Here is a 14,542-nt window from a genome sequence, read left to right as displayed (position 1 = left end):
GAGTCAGACGACTGTCCGCCGTCAGGGCTCGAACGCGAGGTCGTCGGCGATCGCAGCGACGCGGTCACGAACCACCGCCGGATCGAGTTCGGCCCGATCGGCCAGTGCCAGCGCACCGCCCATCCCGACGCCCTCCTTGGCCTCGCCCGCGACGAACCGCTCCATCGCGACGTGGTCGGCCCGATCGAACGCCGGATCGGTCACCGTCAGGTCGAGGTCGAGATCCGCCGCCAGTCCGCGAACGTCGGCCGAGGGATCGTCGTCGACGAACGACGTAGTCGCGAGCGACAGCGGCCCCTCGATGCCGGCGTGGCGCAAGAGCGCGCCCACGGTCGCCAGCTGGGTCCCGCCGGCCAGCGTCACCGCTCGCCCGGTCTCGATCGCACCGATCGCGACCCCTGCGGCGACGGCCAGCACCGGATCGCCCATCCGGCGGACAGCCCGCTTTGGCTGGTCGGCCGCCTCGCCGGGTTCGATCGCACTCGCGGTCAGCCCCTCCTCGACGACCGACTCCTTCTGGTCGACCGGGTTCTCAGGGAGCGACGAGGAGACCCCACCGCGCTCGCCCAGCGCCCGCAAGACGCCGAGTGCCGTCGTCGTCCCGCCCGGAATCGTCTCTCCGATTACGACCTCGTCGGCGGGCAGCGAGCGGCCGTACTGCCGGGCCGCCTCGAACGCGCCCGGTGCCGACGGGACCGGGTCCTGCTCGCGAACGTCTCGGCCCGGCCTCGCGCCGACCGTCACCGTCGGCGCACCGCTCGGCTCGGCGAGCCCGCCGTCGACGACGGTCACGTCCAGGTCCAGTAACTCGACGACCGCACGCGTGACGACGGCGGGCGTGAAACAGCCGGTCGGGCTCTGGGGGACCTCCGGCGCTCGCACGACATCGCCGTAGCGCAGGATCTCGGCGTCGGCAGCGGGTGTGTGTGCCAGCAGCGATTCGTCGGCCCCGGCCGCAGAGATACCGTCGATCTCGGCCGTCCGTGTCGAACCAGCGACGAGGATCAGTCGCGTGCCACCGTCTGTACTCATTGCATCAGTTCCCGGCACAGGCGGACTTGAACGCGTCGGTTACGACCGAGTCGGTTCGCCCCACAATTTATTGTCGCGGCCACCGCCCGCATCAGTATGGAGGATTTCGAGGAACTCGTCTCGTCGCTGACCCCCAGAGAAGACAACGACGCGATCTCGTCGTACCAGAACACGACCGCCGTCGCGTGCCCGGCCTGCGAAGAGCCGTTCGACGACATGGTCGTCTGCAAGAACGAGTTCACGTCGCTCAATCTGGACATGGATCTCGACCTCTGTACGACCATCGACGACGGCAACGTCGTCATCTTCACGCACAAACCCTGATACGGATTATTGTAGCGATTTACCGGTGATCGTCGCCACGGAGTAGACGATCACCGGTACGCAACTACAATAAACCGTATGAGGAGAACTGCTCACGATAACGCGTATCATACTGTTTGCTGTCACTGCACGGCGAGGTTCGCCACCTCGGGGTGGGGAAATCGGTCACAGATAGACAGCCGATAGTATAGTAGCCATTGAAAATCAATACACACCCAATCGCACGACTGCAGTGCGATCAGTGTGTAAATCGTTTCAATTGTTGCTATATCAGCCAGCACGTTCACAGAGAAATGCGCGGGACCGGATTTGAACCGGACGAAGACTCGCTTCGATCGTCTTCCAGGGCTCAAATCCGATTCTGCTCTTCGCTCACTCCGTTCGCTCATGCGCGGGACCGGATTTGAACCGGCGGACCCCTACGGGATAGCGTCCTAAGCGCTACGCCTTTTCCGTGCTTGGCTACCCGCGCGCAAGAGTGGCTATTCCCGACCGCTTCAAGTACTTAACGCTCTCCGGCGCGGTCCCGGATGGCGTCGGCCAGCGAGTCCGGATCGTCGAGCCGTTCGACGACGGTGAGATCGTCGCCGACAGATCGACGAGCGTTTAAGTTCGATCGGGGCCAACGCGGGTGTATGTACCGCGCGAGCGACCGGCGGGAACACGAGGAGTGGCTGGAGAATCTCGAAGCGACGGCAGATCGACTCGACCTGGAGGGGACGGCACGGTCCCGAGCGGTCGACCTGTTTCTCTCGTCGATGCCGGTCGAAGAGGAACGCTCCAAGCGTGCGGTGATGGCGGCGAGCCTCTACGTCGGTGCGCTGGTCAGCGGACAGGAGCGGTCACAGCGCGTCGTCGCCGACGCGGCGGACGTGTCTCGGTTGACGATTCAACAGCGGTGGAAAGGACTGCTCGAAGACGCCGGGCTGGACGCTCCGGACTGGTGATCGGGCCGTCGGAACTCCGTCGAAAGGTTCGGCCGGTCACGAAGGTAGTGTTCAGAGAAGCGACTGTCAGCGTAGTGGTGCAGACACCGAAAACCCTCGTCGCGCTCCGGCATTCTGTGACGGATATCTTCACTTTGTTCAGATAGTGCCGCCACAGAATGCCGGACCACGACTCGCCCTTTTATCCGCCAGGAGAGCACGCTCTCCTGAGCCTGTGCTCACCCTGTTCGCACAGACGCCAGGATTCGGCCGTTGAGCCGTCTAGACTCTGGTGGATGAAAGGGCGAGCGCAGTTGCGGGAACCCCGACGATGCAAGCACCGACTGGAGCGCAGCGAGTCGCGGGACCGCAACTGCGCGAGGGCTTTCGGTGCTTCGAGGTTTCTGATCCTGATTTCTTATCTGAACACCACCCTCTGAACACTACCAAGCCTATTGGCTCGGTGGAAAGATGAGCCCACGTACCGAGAAACCGGTAAAGTACACGAAACAGTGTAATGGGCCGTGTTTAGACGCTCCTCGATCGGCGAGTCACGGACCGTAGCGGTTGTCTAAAATCTGTCCTGAGTGCCTCATTGTGTCGATCTGTTCGCGGAGCATACGCCGCAAGAGCCGATTTGTACTGCGTCTAAACAAGGCCGTGTAATGTAAGTTATGGGCCCGAACACGGTCGAGTAGCGAGGGCGTCGGTACCACCGGACTCGTTCACTCTGCTGTCCGTTCGTCGGCAGACTCGACGTCGACACCGATACCGTCGTCCTCGATCACCAGCGTGACGCGCGTGACGGCCAGCCCGAACTGCGTGGGGTGGTTGCTCGACCCGTCGACGCTCACTTCCGTATCGACGATGCCAGCCCGGTAGAGCCGTCGCAGTCGACGATACACCGTCGGCTGTGACACGTCGGTGGTCTCGGCGATCTCCTGGGCCTCCATCGGTTCGTCGGCGATCGCGTCCAGTATGTCGAACGTGTACGGATCGCCGACCAGTTCGAGCAGGTCCTGCCCGTCGGGAACCGTCGGGCGAGTTGTATCGTCCGTCTCCTCGGAGTGGCGGCCAGACAGCGGGCAATCGGTAGCGGGGAAGTTACTCATCGATGTATCCGGGCGCGCGTGCGCCCCGACTCGGTGTTGCTCCGAACACGTATTCATGTTTATTACGATACTATTTGAACTATCGATACTATTGTAACTATTTGTACGAAGCGATCGAAGGCACACACGTACCAGACATGCACGGCTCGGATTCGCTTCGTTCTGTCGAGGAGGTACACATCGCACCGCTGGGCTACGAGTACGACCGCATCGGCGACCCGGTCGTCGAGTACGGGGTCGACACGCTCCACCTGTTGACCGACAGTGAACTGGAGACGACCGCGTACCACGAGCGCCTGGAGCGGGAACTCACCGACCACGGCGTCGCGCTGGCGTACCACGAGACCGACCTCGACGACGTGTACGACGTACTGGGCCGGATCACGACCCTCATCGACGAGCACCAGGGAGACATCGTCCGGGTGAACGTCTCCAGCGGTCCGAAGCTCGCGACCGTCGGCGCTGCACTGGCGTGCATGGCGACGGACGCGAGCGGCTACCACGTTCGGACGGCCGAGCACCTCCACCCGGTGGCCGAGACGCCACAGACCGGCGAGACGATCATGGCCGAGCAGCTCCCGTCGTATCCCCTGGAGACGCCGACGACGGACCAGGTTCGAATACTGAACTACGTCGACGAGCACGATACTGCTGCACACACGCCGAACAAGAGCGAGCTCATCGACTTCGCCGAGCGGGAGGGGCTGGCGTTCATCAGCGACTCGGACCCGGCCAACGACAAAGCGAAGTTCGCACTGCTGAACAACCGCATCGTCGAGCCGCTCCTCGAAGACGGCTACGTCGCCGTCGAGTCGGTCGGACGGACCAAACGGATCTCGCTGACGGAGACGGGGGGGAACGCGTTACGGGCGTTCCGGCACAAGCTGCCCGCCGAGTCGGACGGCGAGTGAGCGCGGGACGGTCTCGTCGCTGGGCGGGTCGCTGGACTGCCCGGTGAGAGCGGACGCTCAGATCCGTCGTCAAAATCGGGATCAGGCGTCGAGCGAGTCGACGCCCGCGGTGACGGCTGCCTCGAACTGCGCGGTCGGGAACGCCGAGAACGGTACTGGCGGCTCCGGGTCGTCCTCGGGGTGGCGCAGCTGTGTGCGCCACCACTGCACGTCCTGCCACTCCCCGGCAGTGTATCCGACGTTCTCGTACGTTCCGACGGGCTCGAACCCCATCTCCCGGTGGAACTCGACGCTCGCCCGATTCGGTAGTGTCACACCGGCGTACCCGTTGTAGAACCCCTGCTCGCCTAGCACAGCGAACAGCGACTCGTAGAGGGCGGTCGCGATCCCGGCGCGGCGGTGATCGCCGTCGACGTAGATCGAGAGCTCGACGCTCCACTGGTAGGCCGTTCGGTCCCGGTGGTCGCTGGCGTACGCGAAGCCGACCACTCGATCCTCGCGTTCACACACCAGCCACGGGTACGTTTCGAGGGTCGCACGGAGACGATCTCTCATCTCCCCGCTGGCGGGTGCCGTCTCCTCGAAGGAGACCGCCGAGTCGCGGACGTACGGTGCGTAGATGTCCGCACACGCGGTCGCGTCGTCGGGGCGAGCGCGTCGGATGGTGCTCATCGTGTCGCCCTATCGACCGTGGCCGCTTAAATTGCCACAGATCGAGTGCGCCGAGTCATCGAAGCGCGGTCAGTTCCTCGCGGATCGCGTCCCGTTTCATACTGCCGGCTGTAACTGTTTCAAGATATTCGCGACCACGGGATCGCGAAATTCTGTACAGACTTACAGCCGGCAGCATCACGAGCGGTCGTAGGTCTCGGCGAGTCCGTCCAGTGCCTCGTGGTGTTCGGTCGTGTGCGGGGCCGTCAGCGGCGAGACGCTGACCTTGCCGTCGACGACGGCCCGGCGGTCGGTCCCCTCCGGATCGGGGATGTCGCCCTCGGCCATCCGCTCCCAGATCCGGTCGTGGAGGGTCACGGTCTCGCCGTTTCGCTCGGCTCCCATCTGGTAGACGCGTGACGGCTCGGTGATCGCCATCTCTGCGGGACCACGGTCGGCGACCGGCGCGTTGACGTTGAGATAGTCACACTGTTCGAAGACGCCCGCGCTCATCGAGTGATCGGCGAGATAGCTCGCGGCGCGGGTTGCTTCGCCGTAGCTGTCGTAGTTCTCCTCGACATCGGCGAAGGCCGCGTCCTCGCGGACCGGGATGTACATCGAGACGGCGATCGCGGGCACGTCGAAGAAGGTCGCCTCGACGGCGGCACTGACGGTTCCCGACCGTCCGAGAACGTAGGCACCGAGGTTCGCACCCCGGTTGCAGCCGGCGACGACGAGGTCCGTTTCGGGGACCAGCGACTCGGTGCCGGCGACGACGCAGTCGGTCGGCGTGCCCTCGACGGCGTAGCCCAGTTCGTGCTGGTGGACCGGGACTTCGTGTGAGATCGCGCGCCCGACCGCGCTCTGATCGCTCTTCGGTGCCACTGCCGTCACCGATCCCACCTCGGTCAGTGCGTCGTACAGCGCCCGGAAACCGACGCTGTCGATCCCGTCGTCGTTGGTCAGGAGGATCGACGGCTCGTCGTTCATACGTTCCGTCGGGCCGAGAGCGGGAAAAACACTCCGGCGGCGGCAGCCGCTCGGTCGATCGGCTACGCCGGCACGCGGTCGACGACGGTCTCGCCGTCGACGACAACGTTGTACGCGCCCTCGTCGTCGTTCCAGAGCACCAGCGCGTTCTCCAAGAGGAGGAGGTCGCCGTAGTCGGCGTCGCGGAGATCCTCGTTGAGGATCGACGCCTCGGTGAGGACGGCGAAGTGGTCCGTCGACTGGCTCCCGTCGCCGATCAGGTAGAGGGGATTGCCCGCCTCGGTGAGATCGCCGCTCAGCTTCACGCCCAGCAGGTTGATCCGGTCGGTGACGTAGGAGTCGGCCTCGGCCATCTTCGCGACCCGCGAGCGGTTCCCGCGGGCGTCGATGGCGGTCCGTCCGTCGGTCCGCAGGATCGAGTAGGCGTACTGCACGTCGACGTTGACGAACTCGCCGGGCTGGTAGTCCGGGCCGCTCGCACCCTCGTCCAGCCGGCGCTGGAAGGGCGGCACGTCGATGTCGGGTCGTACGTCGAACGACCACGACTCGCCGGTCGGAGACTCGTGGGCCCAGAGCCGGACTGTCGGGCTGTACACCGTCGCCGGCCCGTCGTCGGCGACGGCCCGCTCGATCTCGCGGAGCCCGATCGCGGTGTTCCTGTCGGCCGGTTCGATCGCCGCCAGCGACCCCGCCGGAGCCAGCCAGTCGAGCGCCCGCTCGACGACGGACGCCGGCTCGTCGAGTTCGTTCAGGACGTTGGCACAGACCACCAGATCGAACTGGTCGTCGGGCTCGAACGACTCCACGGTCGTCCGGTGGATCGTCGTCTGGACGCTCGGGGGCGTCGTTTCGAGCATCGCCCCCAGCACGTCCGCCGCCGCGCTCGGCTCGACGGCGTGGTAGTCGACGAGACACTCCTCGCCCAGCAGGTCGAGCAGCCCCAGCGCCGGGCCGCCGACGCCGGCACCCACGTCCAGGACGCGAATCCGCCTGTCGAGGAGCCCGTCGCTCAGGAGGTCCGCGATCACGTACTGCGTGACGGCGTAGTAGTCGGGCAGGTGGTAGATCGCGTACGCCAGCGCCGTCAGGTCGTCGTACTCGACGGGCTGTTGCCGGAGGTACCGCTCTTTGATCGCCCGGATGCGGTCGCGGAGCCGGTCGCCGCTCTCGCCGTCGGGCCAGCCGACGCCCTCGCGCTCGACGAGCAGGTCCTCCAGTCGGCGGACGTGCTCGGCCGGCAGCGCGTCGACTCCCTCGAAGGCGGGCGACAGCGGTTCGTCGCCGATCGGTTCGAACGTCCCGTCCTCGCGTTCGACCAGCCCCAGATCGAACGCCTCCTCTCGGAGGACTCGTCGAACCACGGCGGGGTGGGGCCGACCGTCGACGTATTCACAGATCTCCTCGGGATCGATCGGGCGGACCTGGCGGAGGTACTTCGCGTTCGAGCGGATCGAATCTCTCGTCTCGTCGTTCATTGTAGGCTCTCGTACAGTTCGGTGAACGTCTCGTCGTCGGCCCGCGCGATCTGTCGTGCGGCGGCCGCCACGTCGTCGGCTCCCTCGAACGCCGCCTGGATGTCGGCGTAGACCCGCGCTTCGCCGTCGGTCAGCTGCTCGACGAGGTCGAACAGCGCCTCGGAGATCGGCGTCTGGAACGTGTCGGGAACGTCCTCGGCCGCGAGCGCGAACGCCAGCACGGCCGTGTGGGCGCGTGCCTGCACCGTCTCCATCGCCTCGTCGTGCTCGGCCGGCGTCGTCGCGACCAGTTCGTTGCCCCGCGCCGTGAGCCGATCGCGGATCGTCTCGGCGATGGGACCGTCGGCGTCGGTCACCACTGCGAGGTTGCCGGGCGCATTCTCCGGCGCAAACAGCGGGTGGAGGCTGACGCGTTCGATCTCGGGGGCGTGTGCTCGCATCGCGTCGATCGGATCGCGCATGCTTCCAGTCACGTCACAGATCGCCCGGTCCGCGCGATCGGCGTACTCCTCGATCACGCTCGCAGCCGCCGGGAGCGGGACGGCGACACAGACGAGGTCGAAGCGCTCTTCGACGGGCGGTGTCAGCGCGCGACCGCCGAGCGCGTCGGCCGCCGCCGTCGCCGCCGTCTCGTCGGCGTCGACGAACGCGATCTCGTCGTCGGCCGTCGCGACGCTGTCAGCGAACCACCGTCCCATCGCTCCCGCGCCGACGACGAGGACTCTCATTGGCACGGGGTAGCCAACGACCGCTCAAAAGCAGTTCGGTCCGCTACATCGCCGGGCGCGTCGATCAGTTGCTGTCGGGGCTGTAGTTGGGCGCTTCGTCCGTGATCATCACGTCGTGGGGGTGACTCTCCTGCTGGCCCGCCGCGGAGACGCGGACGAACTCCGAGCGGTCCTTGAACTCCGGAATCGTCTCCGCGCCGACGTACCCCATGCCAGAGCGCATCCCGCCGACGAGCTGGTGGAGCTCCGACTGGACCGATCCCTTGTACGGCGTCGCGGCCTCGACGCCCTCTGGGACGAACTCCTCGCCTTCTTCCTCTTCCTTGAGGTAGCGCTCGCCGCCGCCCTCGTTCATCGCGCCGACCGATCCCATGCCGCGGTACTGCTTGTACTTCTTGCCGTTCATCGTGATGACGCGGCCGGGGGCCTCGTCGGTGCCTGCGAAGTAGGAACCGAGCATCACCGCGTCCGCACCGGCGGCGATCGCCTTGATCGCGTCCCCGGAGTAGCGGATACCGCCGTCGGCGATCACCGGCACGTCGTGCTGACTGGCCACGTCGGCGACCTGCGAGACGGCGGTGATCTGGGGCATGCCCGCACCGGTGACGACGCGGGTCGTACAGATCGATCCCGGACCGATGCCGACCTTGACGCCGTCGGCGAAGTCGACGACATCTTGGGCGGCCTCGCGGGTCCCGATGTTGCCCACGACCACGTCGGCGTCGACCTCCGCCTCGATCTCGCGAGCGCTGTCGATGACGTTGCGGTTGTGCGCGTGAGCACAGTCGATAAAGAGCACGTCGACGCCAGCCTCGTCTGCGGCGCGCGCACGATCGAGTTCGAACGGGCCAACTGCCGTCCCGGCGACCAGTGCGCCGTCGCCGTCGCGAGCGGCCTGATCGTACTCGCGGCGCTGGAGGATGCCCTGCATCGTCACGAGGCCGATGAGGCGGTCGCCGTCTTCGACGATTGGGACGCGCTCGATCTTGTGCTCGTACATCAGCTCCAGGGCCTCGCGCGCCGTCACGTCTTCGGGTGCGGTGACGACCTCGTCGGTCATGGCCTCGCTGACGAGATCATCCTCGCCGACTTCGAGGTAGGGGCGGATGTCGGTGGCGGAGATGATCCCCAGCACCTCGTCGTCGTCGCCGACGACCGGCGCGCCCGAGACGCCGCGTCGGTCCATCATCTCGTCGACCTCGCGGACGGTCTGGTCCGGCGAGGCCGTGACCACGTCGCGGATGATCAGCTCGTCGGCGCGCTTGATGCGCTCGATCTCTTCGAACATCGTCTCGATGTCCATGTTGCGGTGGAGGACGCCGAGGCCACCGTGTCGGGCCATCGCGATGCCCATGTCGCCCTCGGTGACCGTGTCCATCGCCGCCGAGAGGACCGGAACGTTCAGTTCCACGTTCGTCGAGACGCGTGTGGCCGTGTCGGCCTCGTCCGGCTCGACGCGGGACTCTTTGGGCCGTAGCAGTACGTCGTCGAACGTCAGGGCTTCCGGAACGCGGAGCTTCTCCGAGAAGGGTTCGGACTCGTTCGCCATGTCAAGGGTGGCAGACGTGTGCTGAAAAACGTTCCGAGATTTGCTCCCGAGTGCCGATCGGTGTCACACGCAGACGGCGCGACGAGAGCCCCACTCTAAAAATGGAAACTATCGAGTGTGAAACGTGGACAATCTCCATCCAGACGCTGACATCTCCTATCGTCCGTTGTGTATGAGTCGCAATCTCACACAACGTTTATCCGCTGACAAAAGATAATGATGAACATGAACTGTGCTGTGTCTCCCAGCGCTGGTTCCGTTCGTCGACAGACCACCGACTCCGTGGTTGTCACAAACTGGTTTATGGGAGACACAGGCTTCGAGGGGTTCTCGAAGGGGTGGAATATGCGGTCCCCGAACGGTTGGACGATGCCGTTCCAGCCGTCGGCAGTACCGTCCCCACGCAGCGAGTACCCGACGCCCACGGGTGAGGGCAGACTGTAGCACGAAATGAGTAGCTCCCAACATCCGGTCGCGCTCGCGCTGGAGCGACGCGTCGGTGGTACCACCCGCCTGCTCGCGACGGTCATGTTGCTCCCGCTGCTGGACGGCGTCTTCGCCGCCGTCGTCCTCGCTGGCGGACTCGCGTCGGTGACCGGCATCATCGAAGTCGGCCTGCTGGTCTTCGGTGGCTCTGCCACCCTCGCCGTGATCCTCGCCGAGATGGAAGGCTCTCCCAGGGAGGTCGCCACTCCGATCCTCGCGGTCGGTGCGATCGTGATCGCAGGCTCCGTCGTGGTCGCCGCCCTCGCGCCGACGATCCAGACGGTCCTCGATCCCGTCGTCTTCGAGCGCTTCGCGGCGATCATCATCCTCGCTATCGCCGGCCGGACCGCCAGCGCGAAGATCGGCGACTGGCTCCCGCGCCCGTCGATGATCCTGCTCATCGGCTTCGTCGCCAGCGTCAACGCCTCCGGCTTCTCGCTGGTGGTCCAGACCGATCCCGAACTCATGCTCAGAGCCGCCGCCGCTGCCGGCGTCGGCGTCGCGTTCGCACTCGCCGCCGCCGTCGGCGCGCCGTGGCTCCGCAACGCCGTCGACATCGATCGTTTCCGCTTCGGGAGTGCCGTCGCACTGGGCGTGCTGCCGATCAGCATCCTCACGTCGGTCGAGGCACCGGTCTCACTGGCCGTCCTCGCGGTCACGACGCTGCTCTCGCTGGACCCACAGCGCGCTCGCGAACGCGACGAGCACTACGAGCCCGACGCCGTCGACGTGACCGCTGCCTTCGCCGACGGCGGCGCGTCCCAGGGGGTCGACCATGACACCACCGACGCCAGCTCCCACCCGACGGTCGACGACGACGACGACCGCGCGCCCTGGCTCTGACCGCGCTCGGCGCGACACGAAGTGACAACCCTTAGGTTGCTCAGCGCCCCCGTTGTTGCTATGGCTGACAACCGCGTCGTGCAGGGCCGCATGGTCACACCCGAGTCGCTCGCCGAGTTGATCGAAGACGACGACGTCATGGACGCCGAAGCGATCGATGACGCCGACCGATCGTGCCCCGACTGCGGCGGAGACGTGCTCTCGGTCGGCTACATGCCCGGTATCACGGAGTTCGTCACCGGCTTCAAGTGTCAGAACTGCGACTGGAGCGAGACCGATCGCGACGACTAACCTCCGGACGCAACCGTAACCCCTTTCATACAGGTGGGCTTACGCCGGAGTGCGGGGTCGTGGCCTAGTCCGGGAAGGCGGCTGACTCCAGAGGCAACGTGCCCGGTGACGACACTCCAGGGTTGATATACTGAGCGGCCGACTGATCATCGGCTCGCGTTGATGACCCTCTGGAGTTCCGAGGCACACACCGGAGATATCAGCCGATCGGGGGTTCAAATCCCTCCGACCCCATAGCGTCCTTCAAGTTTTCTAAAGGTAGCAGACATGTAGGCGCTGTTTTCGGCACTCTCAGAAAGGCCGAAAATCATAGTCAAATTTCTGGTAATTCGGGTGATCGTCGGTGACTAGAGAGCGTCAGCTCTCCCCCGACGAGTGGCCCTATCCTCGTGATGAGTTCGTTCGAGCGTCCCGACTCCTCGAAGCAACTGACGACGAAGTTCGACGAGCGGTCGAGGCGGTTGAGGAAGGTGGTCAACAGTGATCGACTGGTCCTCTTATATCCAGTATCGGTGTCCTCTCTGCAACTCGAATTGCATCAACAGGAAGGACCATCCAGCGACGAGAGCGAATCGGTGCAAGAGCTGTTACCGCGTACCCTCGATCGACAACACGAGCGAGGGCGCGGGAGAGCTGGTCCGCCCGGAAGCGCAGCGAAGCGAGCATCCCGGAACAGAGGTCGAGCGCCAATCGACCTCTGCACCAGCTCGACCAACTGGAAGCGACCCCTCGCGGGTCGACCCGGAAGCCCAAGCGTTCTCCCCGAACCCGGAGGGTGAGGGGTATCGTCAGCGGGATGCGCAGTACGACACTGATCACGCAGCTCAGCCCGATGGTCGAAAATGAGCGTTGTCGAGCCGCCCGGACATTTGGGTGGCCTCGACCTCGCCGATAGATGTAACACTCCCGTACTGGCAGACTTTCTTGACGAACGCGATCTCCTCGGTCACGGACCACTGATCGACGGTACACTTACAGAACGCGATACTGACCGAGTTCGCGTTGCGAAGTTCATAGCGGCTCATCCAGAGGGTACGCCACTCTCACATGTCGTTTCGTATGTAATCAAAGGCGTCTCGCCAGAGGCCTGCGAGCGTGTCGACGGCTCTGATTCCGACTACCAGTTTGTATATCGGTTTATCGATGACCTCGTAGCTCCCGAACAGCCGTACGTGCGAAAATCCCGTTCCTCTGGCGTTCTGATGGTGACACCAACCCTCCGCCTTCTTGACTTGATTACAGAAGGCATTACTCAAACGGCTCAGACAGAGGGCCTAACGTATGACCGTGAGTTTCTACGTAACTACCTCTCTCGTGTCGATTCTGTAGACGATGACCTGCGGGAGTTGCTGAAAGACGGTTTTACATCCTACCTGAATCGGATCAAAGACTACCGACTGCTGTTCGACGTTCACTTCGTGGGTCGGACTGGTGGCGAGACCAACCGCCGGATGACGAAGGACTACAAGACCCGTTTCAATGACCAGGGCCGAGTCTCGAAGCAGTTCGCGCGCTTCAACGACGCGCTCGAATGGGCCTACGAACACGCCGCCAACGCCGCTGTCGCCACGTTCACGACTGATCCCAAACGGCAGGCGTCCCTACTCGATGGTATCGACACGATCAATCCGAATTTCAACCGTCTGCTGTCGTATCTGGATTCGGACCCGTCGACGAAAGCCGACACGCGAAATGAGGACGTATCCGGCTGGCGGCCCGATCTCGCCGACGATGTGACCGGGCGACCGCGAGAGCGCCCGGACTACATCAAGGCCTTAGAGTTCACCGAGAAGGGCTATCCCCACGTCCATGTGCTGTTTTTCGATGTACCCACCCGCGAGTCCAACGGAATGCCGTGGCTGTGCGACAAGCCCGAGCTGGCAGCGAAGTGGGCCGACTACGGCCAAGGCGAGATTGTTGACGTGTATCCGCTGACCTACCGCGACGACCTCGACGACCTAGAACCCGAGTTCCAGAGCGACGAGGGCTTCGTCGACTGGTACCGCTTCGGCGACCACGATCACAGCGAAGACTGGGTGCGCGAACGCACTCGGTCGCACGAGCTGATTGAGTTCGGTGACGACGGCCACGAAATGGAATCTACAGCTGGCGCGTACCTCGGGAAGTACCTCAGCGCGACGTTCGGCTCGTTGCTCGACGCCACGGAGTCCTTCGAGGCGGGCAACGACGGCAGAGAGTCGTACGCCGACAAAGCGGCGACGTGGAAGCTCGCGCTGTACTGGGCGACGAACCGGCGCTTCTGGTCCTGTTCGGAGTCGATCACCGAAGGGATCGATCCGAACGACCATACAGAGGACCCCGACGTGCGCGAAGCCGTCCGCTGGTGTTCGCTCGACTCCGTACAAGCGGCAAGTGAGAGCGAAATACGCGACGACCTCGCGCGTCGGCAGTGGGACAATCTCGACGATCTCGACGCTGCCGTTGAGCGGGTGATCTCCGACGTGGAACAGCCGCAGGTGCGTTCAACGCTTCCCGAGGAAGCCACGTTCCGCTGCGTCGTCGACTACATCGGTGCCTATGCGTACTGGGACCTCCCCAGCGACCAGCTGGGTGACGGTCAACGGGACCTCGAGGCTTTCGAGGATTGTACCGACGACAGTGATGATATGTCTGTAGTAGATCGAGAAAACGATCCTCCTATCGTTGATGTCTGGGGCTGAACCGAACGCTGTACGGTTCTACCTTATAGTTCTACTTCCACCACGCATAGAATCATCTTTAAGATAGATCCTATCGATTGATCGATTGAATATGTCAGATTCAAATTCAAGAACCATTGATTCCCTACCTTCACGGCCACTGTCGTTAGAAGAAGCAGATGTTCTTGCTAATTCTGAAATGGACGGTGCTATACTGACTCCGCTTTGGCCGTGTTTAGACGCTCCTCAACCGGCGAGTCACGGGCCGTTGCGGTTGATCTAAAACCTGTCCTGAGTGCCTCATCGTGTCGATCTGTTCGCGGAGCATACGCTGCAAGAGCCGATTTGTACTGCGTCTAAACAAGGCCCTCCGCTTTCTATTCTGATGCTCGAGGGAGAACCCGTTTGTGTCGCCATCTCTATGGCTAATGAACGGAATGAGAAAGCCCACGTCGTGGGATACTCTCCGAAATCAGAAAACTGGGTAATTATCGAAAGCTGGCACGAAGACGAGTGGACAGTTCCCAAGCAAGAAAAAGCGATCGACGACTGGGCAGAGTCTGC

The 14,542-nt window shown here is 63.9% G+C and carries 15 protein-coding genes and 2 tRNA genes; 8 read left to right on the top strand and 9 right to left on the bottom strand.

Going from position 1 to position 14,542, the window contains the following annotated elements:
- Window positions 1-21: 21 nt before the first annotated feature.
- Window positions 22-1,032, bottom strand: a complete 1,011-nt coding sequence (gene cobT / locus HALKA_RS0100085) for a nicotinate mononucleotide-dependent phosphoribosyltransferase CobT (RefSeq protein WP_018256072.1) — start codon at window positions 1,030-1,032, stop codon at window positions 22-24.
- 96 nt (window positions 1,033-1,128) lie between these two features.
- On the opposite strand from cobT, the gene HALKA_RS0100080 reads away from it, so the two are divergent.
- Window positions 1,129-1,356, top strand: coding sequence for a DUF7385 family protein (locus tag HALKA_RS0100080; RefSeq protein ID WP_018256071.1), 228 nt, complete (start codon window positions 1,129-1,131; stop codon window positions 1,354-1,356).
- Window positions 1,357-1,744: 388 nt separating this feature from the next.
- Here the strand turns inward: HALKA_RS0100080 and HALKA_RS0100075 are convergent.
- Window positions 1,745-1,828: transfer RNA gene (locus tag HALKA_RS0100075), tRNA-Leu, on the bottom strand.
- Here HALKA_RS0100075 and HALKA_RS20615 point away from each other — a divergent pair.
- Window positions 1,811-1,966 (top strand): hypothetical protein, encoded by a 156-nt coding sequence (locus HALKA_RS20615; protein WP_155119334.1) that lies wholly within the window; start codon window positions 1,811-1,813, stop codon window positions 1,964-1,966. The two genes, HALKA_RS0100075 and HALKA_RS20615, sit on opposite strands and share 18 nt — an antisense overlap.
- A 25-nt stretch (window positions 1,967-1,991) precedes the next feature.
- On the top strand, window positions 1,992-2,303 hold the full coding sequence (locus HALKA_RS0100065; protein ID WP_018256069.1) for a cyclin family protein: 312 nt from the start codon (window positions 1,992-1,994) through the stop codon (window positions 2,301-2,303).
- Between the two features lie 704 nt (window positions 2,304-3,007).
- On the opposite strand, the gene HALKA_RS0100060 is transcribed toward HALKA_RS0100065, so the two are convergent.
- On the bottom strand, window positions 3,008-3,394 hold the full coding sequence (locus HALKA_RS0100060) for a winged helix-turn-helix domain-containing protein (protein WP_018256068.1): 387 nt from the start codon (window positions 3,392-3,394) through the stop codon (window positions 3,008-3,010).
- A gap of 137 nt (window positions 3,395-3,531) precedes the next feature.
- On the opposite strand from HALKA_RS0100060, the gene HALKA_RS0100055 reads away from it, so the two are divergent.
- Window positions 3,532-4,305 (top strand): HFX_2341 family transcriptional regulator domain-containing protein, encoded by a 774-nt coding sequence (locus HALKA_RS0100055; protein ID WP_026190080.1) that lies wholly within the window; start codon window positions 3,532-3,534, stop codon window positions 4,303-4,305.
- 81 nt (window positions 4,306-4,386) lie between these two features.
- Here HALKA_RS0100055 and HALKA_RS0100050 read toward each other — a convergent pair whose 3' ends face one another.
- The 6 genes from HALKA_RS0100050 to HALKA_RS0100025 form a co-directional block, all read right to left on the bottom strand.
- A complete protein-coding gene (locus HALKA_RS0100050) occupies window positions 4,387-4,977 on the bottom strand; it encodes a GNAT family N-acetyltransferase (protein WP_018256066.1) in 591 nt (196 codons plus the stop codon).
- A gap of 177 nt (window positions 4,978-5,154) precedes the next feature.
- Window positions 5,155-5,946 (bottom strand): 5'/3'-nucleotidase SurE, encoded by a 792-nt coding sequence (surE, locus tag HALKA_RS0100045; protein ID WP_018256065.1) that lies wholly within the window; start codon window positions 5,944-5,946, stop codon window positions 5,155-5,157.
- 62 nt (window positions 5,947-6,008) lie between these two features.
- On the bottom strand, window positions 6,009-7,421 hold the full coding sequence (locus tag HALKA_RS0100040) for a small ribosomal subunit Rsm22 family protein (RefSeq protein WP_018256064.1): 1,413 nt from the start codon (window positions 7,419-7,421) through the stop codon (window positions 6,009-6,011).
- Window positions 7,418-8,149 (bottom strand): prephenate dehydrogenase/arogenate dehydrogenase family protein, encoded by a 732-nt coding sequence (locus HALKA_RS0100035; protein WP_018256063.1) that lies wholly within the window; start codon window positions 8,147-8,149, stop codon window positions 7,418-7,420. Before HALKA_RS0100035 ends, HALKA_RS0100040 begins: the two co-directional genes overlap by 4 nt.
- A 64-nt stretch (window positions 8,150-8,213) precedes the next feature.
- Window positions 8,214-9,698: an IMP dehydrogenase gene (gene guaB, locus HALKA_RS0100030; RefSeq protein WP_018256062.1), complete on the bottom strand. Its 1,485-nt coding sequence runs from the start codon at window positions 9,696-9,698 to the stop codon at window positions 8,214-8,216.
- 185 nt (window positions 9,699-9,883) lie between these two features.
- Window positions 9,884-10,123: a hypothetical protein gene (locus HALKA_RS0100025; RefSeq protein WP_018256061.1), complete on the bottom strand. Its 240-nt coding sequence runs from the start codon at window positions 10,121-10,123 to the stop codon at window positions 9,884-9,886.
- Window positions 10,124-10,148: 25 nt separating this feature from the next.
- Between HALKA_RS0100025 and HALKA_RS0100020 the strand changes: the two genes are divergently transcribed.
- The 4 genes from HALKA_RS0100020 to HALKA_RS0100010 all read left to right on the top strand — a co-directional run bounded on the left by HALKA_RS0100020 (window position 10,149) and on the right by HALKA_RS0100010 (window position 13,999).
- Window positions 10,149-11,027 carry a DUF5794 domain-containing protein gene (locus tag HALKA_RS0100020; protein WP_018256060.1) on the top strand — a complete coding sequence of 293 codons (879 nt, stop codon included), beginning with the start codon at window positions 10,149-10,151 and terminating at the stop codon, window positions 11,025-11,027.
- A 60-nt stretch (window positions 11,028-11,087) separates the two neighbouring features.
- Entirely contained in the window at window positions 11,088-11,318 is a 231-nt protein-coding gene (locus HALKA_RS0100015; protein WP_018256059.1) for a DUF5795 family protein, read from the top strand.
- Between the two features lie 53 nt (window positions 11,319-11,371).
- Window positions 11,372-11,552, top strand: a tRNA-Trp gene (locus HALKA_RS20610).
- Between the two features lie 608 nt (window positions 11,553-12,160).
- Window positions 12,161-13,999 (top strand): DUF8148 domain-containing protein, encoded by a 1,839-nt coding sequence (locus HALKA_RS0100010; protein ID WP_026190079.1) that lies wholly within the window; start codon window positions 12,161-12,163, stop codon window positions 13,997-13,999.
- Window positions 14,000-14,542 lie beyond the last annotated feature (543 nt).

This window comes from Halomicrobium katesii DSM 19301 (assembly GCF_000379085.1).
GTDB classification, from domain to species: domain Archaea; phylum Halobacteriota; class Halobacteria; order Halobacteriales; family Haloarculaceae; genus Halomicrobium; species Halomicrobium katesii.
This window is presented reverse-complemented; position numbering and strand designations above follow the sequence as displayed.